The 14,193-nt window shown below is 71.0% G+C and carries 15 protein-coding genes; 9 read left to right on the top strand and 6 right to left on the bottom strand.

What is annotated here, in order from left to right; all coding sequences use genetic code 11:
* Window positions 1–55: 55 nt before the first annotated feature.
* The 3 genes from ACIHFB_RS12840 to ACIHFB_RS12850 are packed head-to-tail and all read left to right on the top strand — an operon-like array spanning window position 56 to window position 2,945.
* Window positions 56–811: a (Fe-S)-binding protein gene (locus ACIHFB_RS12840; RefSeq protein WP_365279760.1), complete on the top strand. Its 756-nt coding sequence runs from the start codon at window positions 56–58 to the stop codon at window positions 809–811.
* Complete coding sequence (locus ACIHFB_RS12845; protein WP_365279763.1) at window positions 808–2,304, top strand: LutB/LldF family L-lactate oxidation iron-sulfur protein; 1,497 nt, start codon at window positions 808–810, stop codon at window positions 2,302–2,304. Before ACIHFB_RS12840 ends, ACIHFB_RS12845 begins: the two co-directional genes overlap by 4 nt.
* On the top strand, window positions 2,301–2,945 hold the full coding sequence (locus ACIHFB_RS12850; RefSeq protein WP_365279766.1) for a lactate utilization protein C: 645 nt from the start codon (window positions 2,301–2,303) through the stop codon (window positions 2,943–2,945). The genes ACIHFB_RS12845 and ACIHFB_RS12850 overlap by 4 nt, the downstream gene beginning before the upstream one ends.
* A gap of 7 nt (window positions 2,946–2,952) precedes the next feature.
* Here ACIHFB_RS12850 and ACIHFB_RS12855 read toward each other — a convergent pair whose 3' ends face one another.
* Window positions 2,953–3,798: an SDR family NAD(P)-dependent oxidoreductase gene (locus ACIHFB_RS12855; RefSeq protein ID WP_365279769.1), complete on the bottom strand. Its 846-nt coding sequence runs from the start codon at window positions 3,796–3,798 to the stop codon at window positions 2,953–2,955.
* A gap of 122 nt (window positions 3,799–3,920) precedes the next feature.
* Here ACIHFB_RS12855 and ACIHFB_RS12860 point away from each other — a divergent pair, with 122 nt between their 5' ends.
* Together ACIHFB_RS12860 and ACIHFB_RS12865 are read left to right on the top strand one after the other, a co-directional pair.
* Window positions 3,921–4,529 carry a TetR/AcrR family transcriptional regulator gene (locus ACIHFB_RS12860; protein WP_400126793.1) on the top strand — a complete coding sequence of 203 codons (609 nt, stop codon included), beginning with the start codon at window positions 3,921–3,923 and terminating at the stop codon, window positions 4,527–4,529.
* Between the two features lie 61 nt (window positions 4,530–4,590).
* Window positions 4,591–5,745 carry a betaine/proline/choline family ABC transporter ATP-binding protein gene (locus tag ACIHFB_RS12865; RefSeq protein ID WP_365279775.1) on the top strand — a complete coding sequence of 385 codons (1,155 nt, stop codon included), beginning with the start codon at window positions 4,591–4,593 and terminating at the stop codon, window positions 5,743–5,745.
* A gap of 15 nt (window positions 5,746–5,760) precedes the next feature.
* On the opposite strand, the gene ACIHFB_RS12870 is transcribed toward ACIHFB_RS12865, so the two are convergent.
* From ACIHFB_RS12870 to ACIHFB_RS12880, 3 genes are read right to left on the bottom strand one after another with little or no spacing between them, the layout of a single operon-like run.
* The gene (locus ACIHFB_RS12870; RefSeq protein WP_400126794.1) at window positions 5,761–6,696 is read right to left on the bottom strand and encodes an ABC transporter substrate-binding protein; all 936 of its coding nucleotides are present in this window, start codon (window positions 6,694–6,696) and stop codon (window positions 5,761–5,763) included.
* Window positions 6,693–7,364 carry an ABC transporter permease gene (locus tag ACIHFB_RS12875; RefSeq protein ID WP_365279781.1) on the bottom strand — a complete coding sequence of 224 codons (672 nt, stop codon included), beginning with the start codon at window positions 7,362–7,364 and terminating at the stop codon, window positions 6,693–6,695. The genes ACIHFB_RS12870 and ACIHFB_RS12875 overlap by 4 nt, the downstream gene beginning before the upstream one ends.
* Window positions 7,361–8,041 carry an ABC transporter permease gene (locus tag ACIHFB_RS12880; protein WP_400126795.1) on the bottom strand — a complete coding sequence of 227 codons (681 nt, stop codon included), beginning with the start codon at window positions 8,039–8,041 and terminating at the stop codon, window positions 7,361–7,363. Before ACIHFB_RS12880 ends, ACIHFB_RS12875 begins: the two co-directional genes overlap by 4 nt.
* A gap of 169 nt (window positions 8,042–8,210) precedes the next feature.
* Here ACIHFB_RS12880 and ACIHFB_RS12885 point away from each other — a divergent pair, with 169 nt between their 5' ends.
* Window positions 8,211–8,996 (top strand): ABC transporter ATP-binding protein, encoded by a 786-nt coding sequence (locus ACIHFB_RS12885; RefSeq protein WP_365279787.1) that lies wholly within the window; start codon window positions 8,211–8,213, stop codon window positions 8,994–8,996.
* 3 nt (window positions 8,997–8,999) lie between these two features.
* Window positions 9,000–10,310: an FtsX-like permease family protein gene (locus tag ACIHFB_RS12890; protein WP_400126796.1), complete on the top strand. Its 1,311-nt coding sequence runs from the start codon at window positions 9,000–9,002 to the stop codon at window positions 10,308–10,310.
* A gap of 64 nt (window positions 10,311–10,374) precedes the next feature.
* On the opposite strand, the gene ACIHFB_RS12895 is transcribed toward ACIHFB_RS12890, so the two are convergent.
* Window positions 10,375–10,947: a TetR/AcrR family transcriptional regulator gene (locus tag ACIHFB_RS12895; RefSeq protein WP_365279793.1), complete on the bottom strand. Its 573-nt coding sequence runs from the start codon at window positions 10,945–10,947 to the stop codon at window positions 10,375–10,377.
* Between the two features lie 127 nt (window positions 10,948–11,074).
* On the opposite strand from ACIHFB_RS12895, the gene ACIHFB_RS12900 reads away from it, so the two are divergent.
* Together ACIHFB_RS12900 and ACIHFB_RS12905 are read left to right on the top strand one after the other, a co-directional pair.
* The gene (locus ACIHFB_RS12900) at window positions 11,075–11,932 is read left to right on the top strand and encodes a MoxR family ATPase (protein ID WP_365279796.1); all 858 of its coding nucleotides are present in this window, start codon (window positions 11,075–11,077) and stop codon (window positions 11,930–11,932) included.
* The gene (locus ACIHFB_RS12905) at window positions 11,929–13,290 is read left to right on the top strand and encodes a VWA domain-containing protein (RefSeq protein WP_400126797.1); all 1,362 of its coding nucleotides are present in this window, start codon (window positions 11,929–11,931) and stop codon (window positions 13,288–13,290) included. The genes ACIHFB_RS12900 and ACIHFB_RS12905 overlap by 4 nt, the downstream gene beginning before the upstream one ends.
* On the opposite strand, the gene ACIHFB_RS12910 is transcribed toward ACIHFB_RS12905, so the two are convergent.
* Window positions 13,291–13,992: an SDR family oxidoreductase gene (locus ACIHFB_RS12910; RefSeq protein WP_365279802.1), complete on the bottom strand. Its 702-nt coding sequence runs from the start codon at window positions 13,990–13,992 to the stop codon at window positions 13,291–13,293.
* Window positions 13,993–14,193 lie beyond the last annotated feature (201 nt).

Raw genomic sequence — 14,193 nt, forward strand, 5'->3', positions numbered from 1 at the left:
GTCCTGTTGCCGGACTACGCTGCACTCATCCGATGATCAACCACAAGGAGCCGCGATGCGTGTCGCCCTGTTCCTGACCTGTGTCAACGACACGCTCTATCCGGACACGGGTCGCGCCGTGGTGAAACTGCTGACCAGGCTGGGCGTCGAGGTCGACTTCCCGATGGCCCAGACCTGCTGCGGGCAGGCGCACTACAACACCGGTTACCGGCATGAGGCAGAGCCGCTGGCCCGGCATTTCTCCGATGTATTCGGGGAGTACGAGGCGATCGTGACCCCGTCAGGGTCGTGTGGGGCGATGGTGCGGGAGCTGTATCCGCGGATGGGCGAGCGGGCGCGGGCCGAGGGGCGCGGGGACACGCTCGCCGCCACGTTGGCTCCGGTGATCCCGAAGACGTACGAACTCACGGAGTTCCTGGTCGATGTGCTGGGGGTGACGGACGTCGGCGCGTACTACCCGCACATGGTGACCTACCACCCGACCTGCCACGGGCTGCGCAGCCTGGGCCTGGGTGACCGGCCGCGGCGGCTGCTCCAGGCCGTCAAGGGGCTGGAGCTGGCCGAGCTGCCGGGCGCCGACGAGTGCTGCGGGTTCGGCGGCACCTTCGCGCTGAAGAACTCCGACGTCTCCGCGGCGATGGGCGCGGACAAGGTGCGCAACGCCGAGTCGACGGGCGCCGAGGTGCTGTGCGCGGCCGACAACTCCTGTCTGATGCACATCGGCGGGACCATGGCCCGGCTCAGCACCGGTATGCGGCCGGTGCACATCGCGGAGATCCTGGCGAGCACGGAAGAGGAGCCGGCGGCATGAGCGGCACGTTCGTAGGGATGCCGGCCTTCCCCGAGGCCGCGCACGAGGCAGTGCACAACCAGACCCTGCGCGGCAATCTGCGCCATGCCACCCACACCATCCGCGCCAAGCGGGCCAAGGCGGTCGCCGAGGTCTCCGACTGGGCGGCGCTGCGGGAGGCGGGCAAGCAGATCAAGGACCACACGCTCCGCCATCTCGACCGCTATCTGGAGCAGTTGGAGGAGTCGGTGACGGCCGCGGGCGGCACGGTCCACTGGGCCGCCGACGCCGACGAGGCCAACCGGATCGTGACGCGACTGGTCCAGGAGACCGGTGAGTCGGAGGTCGTCAAGGTCAAGTCGATGGCCACGCAGGAGATCGGGCTCAACGAGGCGCTCGAAGAAGCGGGCATCCACGCCTACGAGACCGATCTCGCCGAGCTGATCGTGCAGTTGGGCAAGGACCGGCCCTCGCACATCCTCGTCCCCGCCATCCACCGCAACCGCGGCGAGATCCGGGACATCTTCATCCGCGAGATGAGCGAGTGGGGCCGACCGGCTCCCGAAGGCCTGACCGACACACCCGCCGAACTCGCCGAGGCCGCCCGCCTCCATCTCCGCGAGAAGTTCCTGCGCGCCAAGGTCGGTGTCTCCGGCGCCAACTTCATGATCGCCGAGACCGGCACGCTGGTCGTCGTCGAGTCCGAGGGCAACGGACGGATGTGCCTGACCCTGCCCGAGACGCTGATCTCGGTGGTCGGCATCGAGAAGATCCTGCCGACCTGGCAGGACCTGGAGGTGTTCCTGCAGACGCTCCCGCGGTCGTCGACGGCGGAGCGCATGAACCCGTACACGAGCATGTGGACGGGAACGACGGACTCCGAGACGGCTGACGGCCCTCAGACCTTCCATCTCGTGCTCCTCGACAACGGCCGCACCGACACCCTCGCCGACGAGGTCGGCCGCCAGGCCCTGCGCTGCATCCGCTGCTCGGCGTGTCTCAACGTCTGCCCGGTGTACGAACGGGCCGGCGGTCACGCGTACGGCTCCGTCTATCCGGGCCCGATCGGCGCCATCCTCAGCCCGCAGCTCCGGGGTACCGACAGCGAGATCGACGCCTCGCTGCCGTACGCCTCGTCGCTGTGCGGTGCCTGCTACGAGGTGTGTCCGGTCGCCATCGACATCCCCGAGGTCCTCGTCCACCTGCGGGAACGTGTCGTCGAGGGCGGCCAGGTGACCCGCGAGGGCAACAAGGTGGTGCTGAAGCCCGCGAAGGGACATGCCGCCGAGCGGACGGCCATGCGGGCGGCACGCTGGGCGTTCGCCCGGCCGGGAGTCCTGCGAACGGGTCAGCGACTCGCCTCGCGCACCCGCCGCCTCCATCCGCGCACGCTGCCGGGCCCCGGCAAGGCGTGGAGCGACAGCCGCGAGCTGCCCCCGGTGCCGTCCGAACCCTTCCGGGACTGGTGGCAGCGCACCCACGGCGAGAACTCCGACAAGGGAGCCGCGAAGTGACCAGCAGGGAACGGATCCTGGGCCGGGTGCAACGCGCACTCGCGGACGTACGACCGGACGACACGCCGTACGACCAGGCCATCTCACGCTCCTATCTGCGCGAGCACGGCAACCGGACTGTCGCGGAGACGGTCGATCTCCTCGCCGAGAACCTGGCGGACTACCGGGCGATCGTGCACCGCACCTCCGGCGCGGAACTCTCCGGGGTGATCGCGGGACTGCTCGACGCACGGCACTCGACATCCGTCGCCGTACCGCCGGGGCTGGACGAGGCCTGGCTGGCGGCGACCGAGGTGCCACGGGTACCGGACCGGGCGGAGAACACCTCGTACGAACTGGACCGCGTCGACAGCGTGGTGACGGGCTGCGCGCTCGCGATCGCCGAGACCGGCACGATCGTCCTGGACGGCTCCCCCGACCAGGGCCGTCGCCGCATCACCCTCGTCCCCGATCACCACATCTGCGTCGTACGCGTCCCCGACCAGGTCGTCTCCTCCGTCCCGCAGGCGATGCGGCACCTCGACCCGACCCGCCCGCTGACCTGGATCTCCGGCCCCTCCGCCACCAGCGACATCGAACTCGACCGGGTCGAGGGGGTGCACGGACCGCGCACCCTGGAGGTGGTGCTGGTGACGGCCTGAGCGTCCGTCATCCCGACGGGGTCACGGCCGTGTCGAGCAGGTCCCGGGTCAGCGCGTGCAGGCGCAAAGCGGCGGTCCGGTCGAACGCCGCGCCCTTCAGCGGGACGGGGCGCTTGCCGCGATATGCGGTGAAGGCAGTGGCCGGTGGGTCGTCCAGGAGGCGAGCCATCGGGGTGACGGCCTTGCCCACCGAGGTGGCGAACAGCGCGAACGACGCCTTGGTCAGGGCTCGGAGCGGCTGCGGGAGGTGGTCCGGCATGCCGGTGGCCACGACGCCGGGGTTGTAGCCGATGTAGCGAACGGGGGTTCCGGGGTAGAGCTCCGCGTAGGCCACGCCGAGCAGGTCGTTGGCGCGGAAGGACTGCAGGGTGGCCCTGGTACCGCTGTAGCGGCGGGTCAGTTGCGGATCGTCCCAGTGGATCCGACCCAGCGGGATGCCCGGGGTGCCGACGTTCAGGACGACCGGACGGGGTGCGCGTTCGAGGAGGCCGCGCAGGCCGTGGCTGAGGACGTATCGGCTGAGGTAGGCGAGGGCGAAGCTGTGCTCGAACCCCTCGCCGGTGAGGCTGCGTGGACCGAGGAGCCGGTAGCGCTGGGCGCACAGGACGAGTTGGTCCACCGCCTGGCAGGTCTCCTCGATCGTCGCGACCAGTTCCCGGCTCGCCCGCACCGACGTGAGGTCGGCCTGGAGGAAGGTGACGCGACCGTCGCTTGCCGCCGCCTCTTCGATGAGGGCTTCCCCTCTGGCCCGGGTGCTGCCGACCGCGATGACGTGGGCTCCCCGGCGCAGGTAGTGCAGGGCGAGCCCCTTGCCGAGCCCGTCCGTTCCTCCGGTGACGACGACGGTGTGCATGTCGGACTCCCCTCCACTAGCGATGTGGATATGCCGTATCCACTTATTGCGACGGTAGCATGAAGTGGATATCCCTTATCCGCTTACCGTGGGCCCGAGTGCCCCTGCCCGAGGAGAAGTTCATGAGCAGCCGGCCGACCGGCGCGGCACGTCCACTGCGCCGGGACGCGGAGGACAACCGGCGGCGTGTCGTGCAGGCCGCGCGCGAGGTCTTCGCCGCCCGTGGCCTCCAGGCCACGCTGAATGACGTGGCCCATCACGCCGGGCTCGGCGTCGGCACCGTGTACCGGAGATTTCCCGACAAGGAGACGCTCGCGGACGCCGTCTTCGCCGACGAACTCGACGAGATCGCGGCGATGGCGCGTGAGGCGCTGGACGAGGACGACGCGTTCGCCGCGCTCGCCGGTTTTCTCGAGCGGGCGCTGGAGCGGGCCTCGCGCAACCGCGCGCTGCGGGAGGTGATGGAGCGCGCGGAGTTCGGCGGCGAGGGCCTTGGGCGGGCACGGCTGGAGATCGCCGGGCACTGCGAGACCCTGATCGACCGGGCGCGGAGCCAGGGTGCGCTGCGCGAAGGTCTCACCGCCGCCGACATCCCGCCGATCGCCGCGATGATCAACGCCGTGCTCGCCCTGCCGGAGTCCGCTTCCCGCCCGCTGTGGCGGCGCTATCTGGCGGTCGTCCTCGACGGGCTGCGCGCCGGGGAGGGCGGTCGGCCGCCTCTTCCGGACTGAACCGGACCCGGGGGGACGCGGCCGGTGAGCGGTGGTTCGGTCGGGCCGTTAGCGTGAAGGCATGATCCGGTTCGATCAGGTCACCAAGCGGTATCCGGACGGTACGACGGCCGTGGACGGGCTCAGCTTCGAGGTGTCCGAGGGGGAGCTCGTCACGCTGGTGGGCCCGTCCGGCTGCGGCAAGACGACGACCATGATGATGGTGAACCGGCTGATCGAACCGACGGCCGGACAGATCTTCGTGAACGGCGAGGACATCGCCGAGGTCGATCCGGTGCGGCTGCGCCGCCGTATCGGTTACGTCATCCAGCAGGTGGGCCTGTTCCCGCATCGCACGATCCTCGACAACACGGCGACCGTGCCGTCACTGGTCGGCTGGAAGAAGGCGAAGGCCCGAGCGCGGGCGGCGGAGTTGCTCGATCTGGTGGGGCTGGATCCGAAGACGTACGGGCGTCGCTATCCGGAGCAGCTGTCAGGCGGACAGCGGCAACGGGTGGGGGTGGCGCGGGCGCTGGCCGCCGATCCGCCGGTGCTGCTGATGGACGAGCCGTTCGGCGCGGTCGACCCGGTGGTGCGGGAGCAGTTGCAGGACGAGTTCCTGCGGATGCAGGCCGCGGTACGCAAGACGGTGCTGCTGGTCACGCATGACATCGAGGAGGCGGTGCGGCTCGGTGACCGTATCGCCGTGTACGGACAGGGCCGGATCGAGCAGTACGACACCCCTGGAGCGGTGCTGGGCGCCCCGGCGACTCCGTATGTCGCGGAGTTCGTGGGCGCCGACCGCGGGCTGAAACGGCTGTCCGTCACCGAGATCGAGGCCGACGACCTGGAGCAGCCGCCGCTCGCCCGCCCGGACGAGCCGGCGGGAACCGCGGCCGAACGGCTGCGCGCGGAGGGCGCGCGCTGGGCCGTGGTGCTCGACGAGGACGGTGAACTGCTCGGCTGGGTCGGGGTCGACGACCTGGGGACGGGCGGTTCGGTCGGCGAGCGCGCGCACCGGATGAACGCCTGGGTCCCGGTCGGCGCACCTCTCAAGCAGGCCTTCGGCGTGATGCTCCAGCACGACGCCGGCTGGGTCGCCGTCCTGGACGGCGCCCGCTTCCTGGGCGTCCTGACCCCGGCGAAGCTGCATGAGGCGCTACGGCGCTCCGTCGACGCGGACGCGCTGGGCGTGCCGCGCGATCAGGTGTCGTTCGACTCGGTGGCGGACGCGTGAGCGGGGTCGGGACGCTCACTTCAGCAGCCCTTTGTCCTCCAGGTAGGTGCGCGCCACGTCCGTCGCCAACCGGCGCCAGCTGTCCACCTGTTGGTTCATGGACGCCAGGTCGGCCGTGGTGAGCACGTCGTTCAGCGCGCCCAGGGCCCGGGTCACTCCTTCGCCGCCCGCGCGGGAGCGGTTGACGACCGGGACGACGTAGTCGGCGTTCTGGAGGTGTTTGTCGTCGGTGAGGATGACGAGGCCGAATTCGGGGAGGGTGGCGTCGGTCGTGGTGGTGAGGACCATCTGGTCCCGGCCGCTCTGGACCGCCTGTTTCGCCGGGGTGGTGCCGACGCCCTTGGGGTCGACGCCCGTGATGTCGATGCCGTAGGTCTTCTCCAACCCGGGTCGGCAGTAGGGCCGTTGGACGCACTCGTCGCCCGCGGCGAGCCGTACCGGGAGTCCGGAGGCACCGAGGTCGCTGAGGGTCTTGAGGCCGTGCTGCCGGGCGTAGGACGCGCTCACCGCGAAGGTGTTCTGGTCGACGGCCCGGCCGGGGTCCAGGACGGTGAGCCCGCGGGGTGTGGCCAGTTCGCGCAGCGCCTTCATCGTGGCGGCGAGGTCGGGTGAGCCGACCGGCGGTGCGTCGGCTCCGTTGGCCTTGGCGCCCAGCCAGTCGGCGAAGGTCGCCGCGTACTCGGGCACGACGTCGATCTGGCCGGATTCCAGGGCCGGTTCGTACAGTTCGCGGTTGGCGACGGTGAGCATCGAGGTCTTGTATCCGGCCTGGTTCAGCAGCAGCGCGTACATCTGGGCGAGCAGATCGCTCTCGGTGAATCCGGCGGATCCGATGGTGAGATTGCGGCTGTCGCCGGGCGGCGCGGTGACCTCGCCCTGGCTTTCCAGGGACGGTCCGGTCGCGCAGCCGGTGAGCAGCAGCAGGGCGGCGAACGCCGAGCGCCGTCTCATCGCGCTCCCCTCACCCAGCGTGGCGAGAGGCGCTCGGCCAGCTCGAAGACACCCTCGACGATCAGCGCGAAGACGGCGACGAGCACCGCACCGGCCACCACCTGCGGCGTACTCGCGAGGTTGAAGCCCGCGGTGATGATCCGACCCAGCCCTCCCCCGCCCGCCAGCGCGGCGATCGTGGCGGTCGCGACGAGTTGGACGGCGGCGATACGCACACCGTTCATGATCATCGGGAGTGCGAGGGGGAGCTCCACCCCCACCATCACCTGGCGGCCCGTCATGCCCATCCCCCGCGCCGCCTGCACGACGCTGCGATCGACCTCGCGCATCCCGACGTACGCATTGGTGAGCAGGGGCGGAATGGCGAACAGGACGAGGGCGACGACCGTGGGGCCCTCTCCCCAGTCGCCGACGGGGGTCAGGAGCAGCAGGACCAGGACGGCGAACGTCGGGACGGCGCGGCCGATGTTGGAGATGTTCACGGCCAGTGCGCCGCCCTTGCCGAGGTGCCCGAGGACGATGGCCACCGGCAGTGCGATGAGGCAGCTGACGACGAGGCAGACGACGGTCAGCACGAAGTGTTGCAGGAGCCGGTGCCAGATGCCGTCGTCGCCGGCCCAGTGCGCGGCGTCGGTGAGCCAGTCCCAGGCGTCGGTGAGGGTCGTCATCCGGAGGCCGCCCTCGTCCACGGGGTGATCAGCCGCTGCACACCCAGGAGCAGTACGTCGGCCGCGACCGCGATCACCACACACAGCACGGACGCCGTCAGCACCTGCGCCTTGAAGTAGGTGTTCATGCCCGCGTAGATGAGGTTGCCGAGCCCGCCGAAGCCGACGATCGCGCCCACCGTCACCAGGGAGACCGCCGAGACCGTGGCGATGCGCAGCCCGGCCATCGCGGCGGGCAGGGCGAGCGGGAGTTCCACCGTCAGCAGGAGGCGGACGGGGCCGTAGCCCATACCTCGTGCGGCCTGCCGGGTCTCCTCGGGGACGGCCCGCAGGCCCGCGAGGATGTTCCGCACCAGCAGCGTCAGCGAGTACAGCACGAGCCCGGCGACGACCAGGCTCCCCGAGAGGCCGTAGACCGGCAGCAGCAGCGAGAACATCGCCAGGGACGGGATCGTGTAGAGGATCGTCGTCACGGCGAGGACGGGCCCGGCCGACCAGCCCCAGCGACGGGCCAGCACGGCCAGCGGCAGGGCGATGACCAGGCCGATCAGGACCGAGATCCCGGTCAGCTGCACATGCTGGCCGACCGCGTCGAGGAGGATGTCGCGGCGGGTGCTCAGATACTCGCCGCAGATCCACTCGTTGCGCGCGAGGCAGTCGTCCGGTGGCGCGGTCACGGGTCCATTGCATCGGGCCGTCCACGGGGTCGGCTCGTTCTGGTGACCCGTACGGGGTGTTGCCGAGTACACCCCCCGATACGGGTTCTGCGCCCAATGTGGTCCGGCCCCGGTCTCCGTAGCGTCTTGGGCGTGGCACAGGAGGTGCCCGACGGAGGGTGATGACGAAATGTTTCGCACAGGATCACGACGTACGCACGACAAGGGACCCGCCGCCGAGGCCCTGCGGCTGGTCAAGGTCACCAAGACCTATGGCGCCGACGACAGCGCCGTGACCGCCCTGGACGGGGTCACGCTCAGCCTCGGGCGGGGCACCTTCACCGCCGTGATGGGGCCGTCGGGCTCCGGCAAGACGACGCTGCTCCAGTGCGCGGCCGGTCTCGACCGGCCCGACAGCGGCATCGTGCTGGTCGACGGGGCGGAGATGACGGGCGGCACCGAGGCCGAGCTGACGCGGTTCCGGCGCCGCCGGATCGGGTTCGTGTTCCAGCAGTACAACCTGCTGGAGACGCTGACGGTCGCGCAGAACACGGTGCTGCCGCTCAAGCTGGCCGGGCAGCGCGTCGACCGGAAGCGGGCCCAGGAGATCCTGAGCTCGGTGGGGCTCGGCGACCGGCTCGGCCACCGTCCCGACCAGCTGTCCGGCGGTCAGCGGCAGCGGGTGGCGATCGCCCGCGCACTGGTCACCGAACCCCGGGTGGTCTTCGCGGACGAGCCGACCGGCGCCCTGGACACACGCAGTGCCCGCGAGGTGCTGCGGCTGCTCCAGCACGCGGTGCGGGTGCACGGCCGGACCGTGGTGATGGTGACGCACGACCCGGTCGCCGCCTCGTACGCCGACTCGGTGCTGTTCCTGGCGGACGGCCGGCTGGCCGGCCGGATGGACGCGCCGACCCCCGACGCGGTCGCCGAGCGGCTCGCCCACCTGGGCGACGATGCGCTGAAGGCGGTGTGAGCGATGTTCGTACTGGCCATGCGTTCGATCCGGCAACGCCCCGGACGTTTCCTCGCGACCCTGCTGGCCGCCTTCCTCGGCGCGGCCGTCATCATGACGTTCAACTCGATGCACGACACGGCCGGACAGCCCGGAATCGACTCGACCAGCTCCGAGACGCTGAGCCTCTCGGCGAGCGTGGTCGGCGGCTACGGCACGCTGCTGGTGTTCTTCGCCATCGCCTCCACGCTCACGGTCAACGTCCGTCAGCGCTCGGCGGAGTTGGAGCTGCTGCGCTGCTCGGGGGCGACCCCGGCGCAGATCAAGCGGATGGTCGTCGGTGAGGCGGTGGCCGTGGCCCTGGTGGGCGCGGTGCTGGCGATCGGCCCGGCGATGCTGGGCGGACAGCTGCTGCTGGACGTGTTCCAGGACAGCGGCCAGGTCGCCGACTCCGTCGACCACGCCTTCGGTCCGATCGCCCTGGACTCCGGTGTCGGCATCACGCTGCTCGCCGCCGCGGGCGCCGCGTTTCTCGCCGTACGGCGGGCGACGCACCGGCGTGAACGGCGGGGCGGGGCGCGGAAGTTCTTCGCGTACGCCGCGCTGGGCCTCGGCGCTGTGGCGGTGACCTCGACCTTTGCGATGTCGGCGACGGACGAGGCGCTGATGGCGGCGCCGGCGTACGGGGCGATCCTGCTGTCGGTGGGCTTCGCACTGCTGGCGACGCGACTGCTGAAGGGGCTGCTGAACCGGCTGTCGCTGTCGGGGGCCAGCGGCTGGCTGGCCGTGCGCAATCTGCGTGAGCGGGCGGATCATCTCGCCGGGATCCTGATGTCGCTGATCCTGTTCACGGCGGTGTCCACGGCGACGCTCACCATGCAGGCGGTGGAGAGCGACGAGGTCGCGAAGCTGGGCATCGTCAAGGACGTCGACGCCAAGACCCTGGAGACGCTGAACTTCACGGTCGTCGGCATCATCGTGGCGTTCGTCTGCGTCATGCTGATCAACTCGCTGTACGCGGCGACGACATACCGGGCCCGGGAGTTCGGGCAGCAGCGGCTGGCCGGGGCGACTCCCGGTCAGGTGCTCGGTGTGGTGGGCGCCGAGGGGCTGGTCCTCACGGTGACCGGCGTCCTCTTCGGCACGGTGGCCGCGCTGGCGGGCATCGTCCCCTTCACCGTCGTGCGCTCGGACGAGGTGCTGCCGGGCCAGTTCTTCGGCATCTGGCTCGCGGTCGCCGCGATCGCGGCGGCGGTGACGATGGGGACGGGCCTGGCCACGGCCCGGCGGGTGCTGCGCAAGCCGGCGGTGGAGGCGGTGGGGCTCGCCGCCTGAGCACGGGGACTTCGGGAGGGGCGGTCGCCACGGCGGCTGCCCCTCTTTCCTGCTTGCCTCCCTGTTACTTGACCCCCGCCGCGTCCAGCAGCGCCGTCACGGTGGAGGTGGTCAGCCCGTCCAGCGTCTCGACCCCCGCGCCCGCCCGGGCGCTCGCGCCGTCGAAGACCAGTGTCAGCTGGCGGGCCAGCAGCTGCGGATCGGGGGCGCCGCCGAGCTCGGCCAGCCCACGGAACGCCTCGGTCAGCCGCTCCTTCATCGCACGGGCTACGACACTCGCCGGGTGCTCGGGGTCCTTCAGCTCGACCATCGCCGACAGATAGGGGCAGCCTCGGTAGTCGGGCTCCGCGGACGCCTTCTCCAGCCGCTCGAAGACGTCGAGGATGCGCTCGCGCGGGGTGCCGGGCTTCTGCTGCGGGTCCGGGGTGAGCTGCCGCTCGTACTCGGGCGCCCGGCGCTCCAGGCTCGCCGCGAGGACGTCGTCCTTGCTCGCGAAGAGCTGGTACATCGACCGTTTGGAGACTCCGGCCGCCCGGCACAGCGCCTCGACGCCGATGGAGACACCGTCGCGGTAGAACATCTCGGCCGCCGCGTCGAGCAACCGGTCCCTCGTGGACGCCCTGTCTGTCATGGCCATACAGCGAGGCTACCGCGCACCGGGCCACATCGGAAACCGATCGGTATACCGACCGGGGATCACGTGACACGCGAGCTGAACAAGCGCTTAGATAGGTCCGGAAACCGACTCCGAGCGGGAGGCCCCGTTGTTCACATCCGTCGACGAAGTCTCCGCGCGCCTGGCCGAAACCGGCTATCTCGCCTCGCCCGCGGTCGCCACCACCGTCTTCCTCGCCGACCGGCTCGGCAAGCCGCTCCTGGTGGAGGGCCCGGCCGGCGTCGGCAAGACGGAACTCGCCAAGGCCGTCGCCGCGGTCGCCGGCGCGGAACTCATCCGGCTCCAGTGCTACGAAGGGGTCGACGAGTCCCGCGCGCTGTACGAGTGGAACCACGCCAAACAACTGCTGCGCATCAGCGCGGGGCGCGACGAGACCTGGGACGAGGCGCGTACCGACATCTTCAGCGAGGAGTTCCTGCTCCCCCGCCCCCTGCTCACGGCCATACGCGGCGACAACCCCAAGGTCCTGCTGATCGACGAGACCGACAAGGCGGACGTCGAGGTGGAGGGCCTGCTGCTCGAAGTGCTCAGCGACTTCCAGGTCACCGTCCCCGAGCTGGGCACGGTCACGGCGACGCGCCGCCCCTTCGTCGTCCTCACCTCGAACGCGAGCCGCGAGCTCTCCGAAGCACTGCGCCGCCGCTGTCTGTTCCTCCACATCGGCTTCCCCGACGAGGAGTTGGAGCGCCGGATCGTACGGTTGAAGGTGCCGGATCTCGACGAGGCGCTGGCCACCTCCGTGGTGCGGGTCGTCGGGGCCCTGCGGGCGATGGACCTGCGGAAGGTGCCCTCGGTCGCCGAGACCGTCGACTGGGCGCGCACACTGCTGGCCCTGGGGGCCGACACCCTCGACGAGACGGTCGTACGGGCCAGCCTGGGCGTGCTCCTCAAGCACCAGGACGACGTCCTGAAGGCGGCCGCAAAGCTGGACCTGGACGCCGTATGACCGAAGGGGCGTCGGATGTCGCGGGGCGGCTGACGGACTTCGTCGCCGCGCTCCGTGCGCACGGCATCCGCATCGGCACCGGCGAGAGTGTGGACGCCGGTCGGGCGGTGACGGCGCTGGGGCTCGCGGACCGTGAGCAACTGCGCGAGGGGCTCGCCGCGACGCTGCTGCACGGCACGGGCCAGCGGCCGGTGTTCGACCCCGTCTTCGACCTGTACTTCCCGCGGGGTGTGGGAGCGCCCGAGGAGGAGCCCGCGGACCGGGACGACCTGCGCGACCGGCTCGCGGCGGCACTCGCGGCCGACGATGCGGCCCTGATGGGCCGGTTGGCGGGCGAGGCCGTCGACGGCTTCGGCGGGTACGGGAGTTCGCCGGCGTCGGACGGCTGGTCGTCGTACCAGACGCTCGACCGGCTCCGCCCGCAGACGCTGCTCGCCCGCGTCCGCGACGAGATCCGGGCGCAGAGCGGCGCCACGGGGTTCACGGACCGGCTCCTCGACGACGAGATCCGGCGGCGGATCGAGGTCTTCCGAGCGATGGTGGCCGCGGAGGCCCGGCGTCGGGTCGCCGAGCGGCGCGGCCGGGACGAGATCGCCCGGCGGGCCGTCGCCCCGACCGCCGACCGGGTCGACTTCCTGTATGCCGGGCGGGACCGGGTGGCCGAGCTGCGCAGGACGGTGCAGCCGCTTGCCCGCAAGCTCGCCACCCGGCTGGCCGCGCGCCGTCGCCGTGCCTCGCGGGGCACGATCGACCTGCGCCGCACCCTGCGCGGCTCGCTGTCGACGGGCGGGGTGCCGATGCGGCCCGTGCTGCGCCGGCGCCGTCCCGCCCGCCCCGAACTGGTGCTGCTGTGCGATGTGTCGGGCTCGGTGTCCGGCTTCTCGGACTTCACGATGCTGCTGGTGCAGGCGCTGCACGACCAGTTCAGCAAGGTGCGGGTGTTCGCCTTCGTCAACCGGATCGACGAGGTGACCGGGCTGCTCCGGCACGGCATCGCCGATCCCCAGGGACTCGGCGCCCGTATCCGGGCGGAGGCGACGCTGACCGGCTGGCACGGCAGCAGTGACTACGGCGTCGCCCTGGGAGAGTTCGCGGAACGGTTCGGGGACGCGGTGGGCTCGCGCACGACCGTGTTCGTCCTCGGTGACGCCCGCACCAATATGAGCGACCCGAACCTGCCCGCCGTACGCGACATCGCCGAACGGGCCCGCCGCATCTACTGGTTGAACCCCGAGCCGCGCACCCTGTGGGGCACCGGCGACTCGGCCGCGCCCGACTACGCCGGTGTCGTCGGGATGCACGAGTGCCGCAACGCCCGGCAGCTCGGCGAGCTGGTCGCCCGTCTGCTGCCGGTGTGATCAGGCCGTGAGCTGCGGATACAGCATCGCGAGATCCGCGGACAGCCCCGACTTGACCTGCCGGGAGATGTCGTCGGCCAGCACCTCGTAGGCTCCGGCCTCGATGCCGTCGAGGGCCTGCGCCGCCACGTGCGCGGGCGTGGACTTCGGCGCGTCGATCGTCGCCGCCATGTCCGTGTCGACGTAGCCGACATGGAGACCCGTGACGTCGATGCCGCGCGGTTTGAGGTCGAGGCGCAGGGAGTTGGTCTGCGACCAGAAGGCGGCCTTGGAGGCGCTGTAGGAGCCGGCGAGCCCGACCCACGAGAGCACCGAGTGGACGTTCAGGATGTGGCCGCCGCCGTTGCGCTCGATGACCGGCACGAAGGCGCGGGTGACGAGGAGCGGTCCGTAGAAGTTCGTCTCGAACTCGCGGCGGACGTCGTCGACGGGTGAGGTGAGGAAGTTGGCGTTCACGCTCGCGCCCGCGTTGTTGATCAGCAGCGTGACGTCCTGCGCCTGCTCGGCGGCGGCCGCCACGGAGGCCGGGTCGCCGACTTCGAGGGCCAGCGGGACGGCCTCGGGGTGGGTGACGGTCCGCGGGTCGCGGGCGGTGGCGTAGACCTTCTTCGCGCCCCGCTCGTACAGGTCCGCCACCAGGGCGCGGCCGATGCCGCGACTGCCGCCGGTGACCAGGGCGACTGAGCCTTCGATCGTTGTCATGGGACGCTCCGCAATCCTCGGGCATGAAAAGAGGAAACCGATCGGTTTCCCCCTCGACATGAGGAGCGTAAACCGATCGGTTTCATGGCGCAAGCGCACCCCTCGTGCCGTGTGCCTCCCCCGCACCCCCTAGGGGGCGCTTCTCCGGGAGAACTGGGGCTCGTCCCTCATTCCCGGACGGACCTCGCTCTCCTACGCTCC

It is taken from the genome of Streptomyces sp. NPDC051963 (genome assembly GCF_044593495.1).
Taxonomy (GTDB): Bacteria; Actinomycetota; Actinomycetes; order Streptomycetales; family Streptomycetaceae; genus Streptomyces.

Coding starts and splice junctions, on each gene's coding strand:
- ACIHFB_RS12840 (WP_365279760.1), top strand. CDS start 56: ATGCGTGTCGCCCTGTTCCTGACCTGTGTCAACGACACGCTCTATCCG.
- ACIHFB_RS12845 (WP_365279763.1), top strand. CDS start 808: ATGAGCGGCACGTTCGTAGGGATGCCGGCCTTCCCCGAGGCCGCGCAC.
- ACIHFB_RS12855 (WP_365279769.1), bottom strand. CDS start 3,798: ATGCACACCGTCGTCGTCACCGGAGGAACGGACGGGCTCGGCAAGGGG.
- ACIHFB_RS12860 (WP_400126793.1), top strand. CDS start 3,921: ATGAGCAGCCGGCCGACCGGCGCGGCACGTCCACTGCGCCGGGACGCG.
- ACIHFB_RS12865 (WP_365279775.1), top strand. CDS start 4,591: ATGATCCGGTTCGATCAGGTCACCAAGCGGTATCCGGACGGTACGACG.
- ACIHFB_RS12870 (WP_400126794.1), bottom strand. CDS start 6,696: ATGAGACGGCGCTCGGCGTTCGCCGCCCTGCTGCTGCTCACCGGCTGC.
- ACIHFB_RS12875 (WP_365279781.1), bottom strand. CDS start 7,364: ATGACGACCCTCACCGACGCCTGGGACTGGCTCACCGACGCCGCGCAC.
- ACIHFB_RS12885 (WP_365279787.1), top strand. CDS start 8,211: ATGTTTCGCACAGGATCACGACGTACGCACGACAAGGGACCCGCCGCC.
- ACIHFB_RS12890 (WP_400126796.1), top strand. CDS start 9,000: ATGTTCGTACTGGCCATGCGTTCGATCCGGCAACGCCCCGGACGTTTC.
- ACIHFB_RS12895 (WP_365279793.1), bottom strand. CDS start 10,947: ATGGCCATGACAGACAGGGCGTCCACGAGGGACCGGTTGCTCGACGCG.
- ACIHFB_RS12905 (WP_400126797.1), top strand. CDS start 11,929: ATGACCGAAGGGGCGTCGGATGTCGCGGGGCGGCTGACGGACTTCGTC.
- ACIHFB_RS12910 (WP_365279802.1), bottom strand. CDS start 13,992: ATGACAACGATCGAAGGCTCAGTCGCCCTGGTCACCGGCGGCAGTCGC.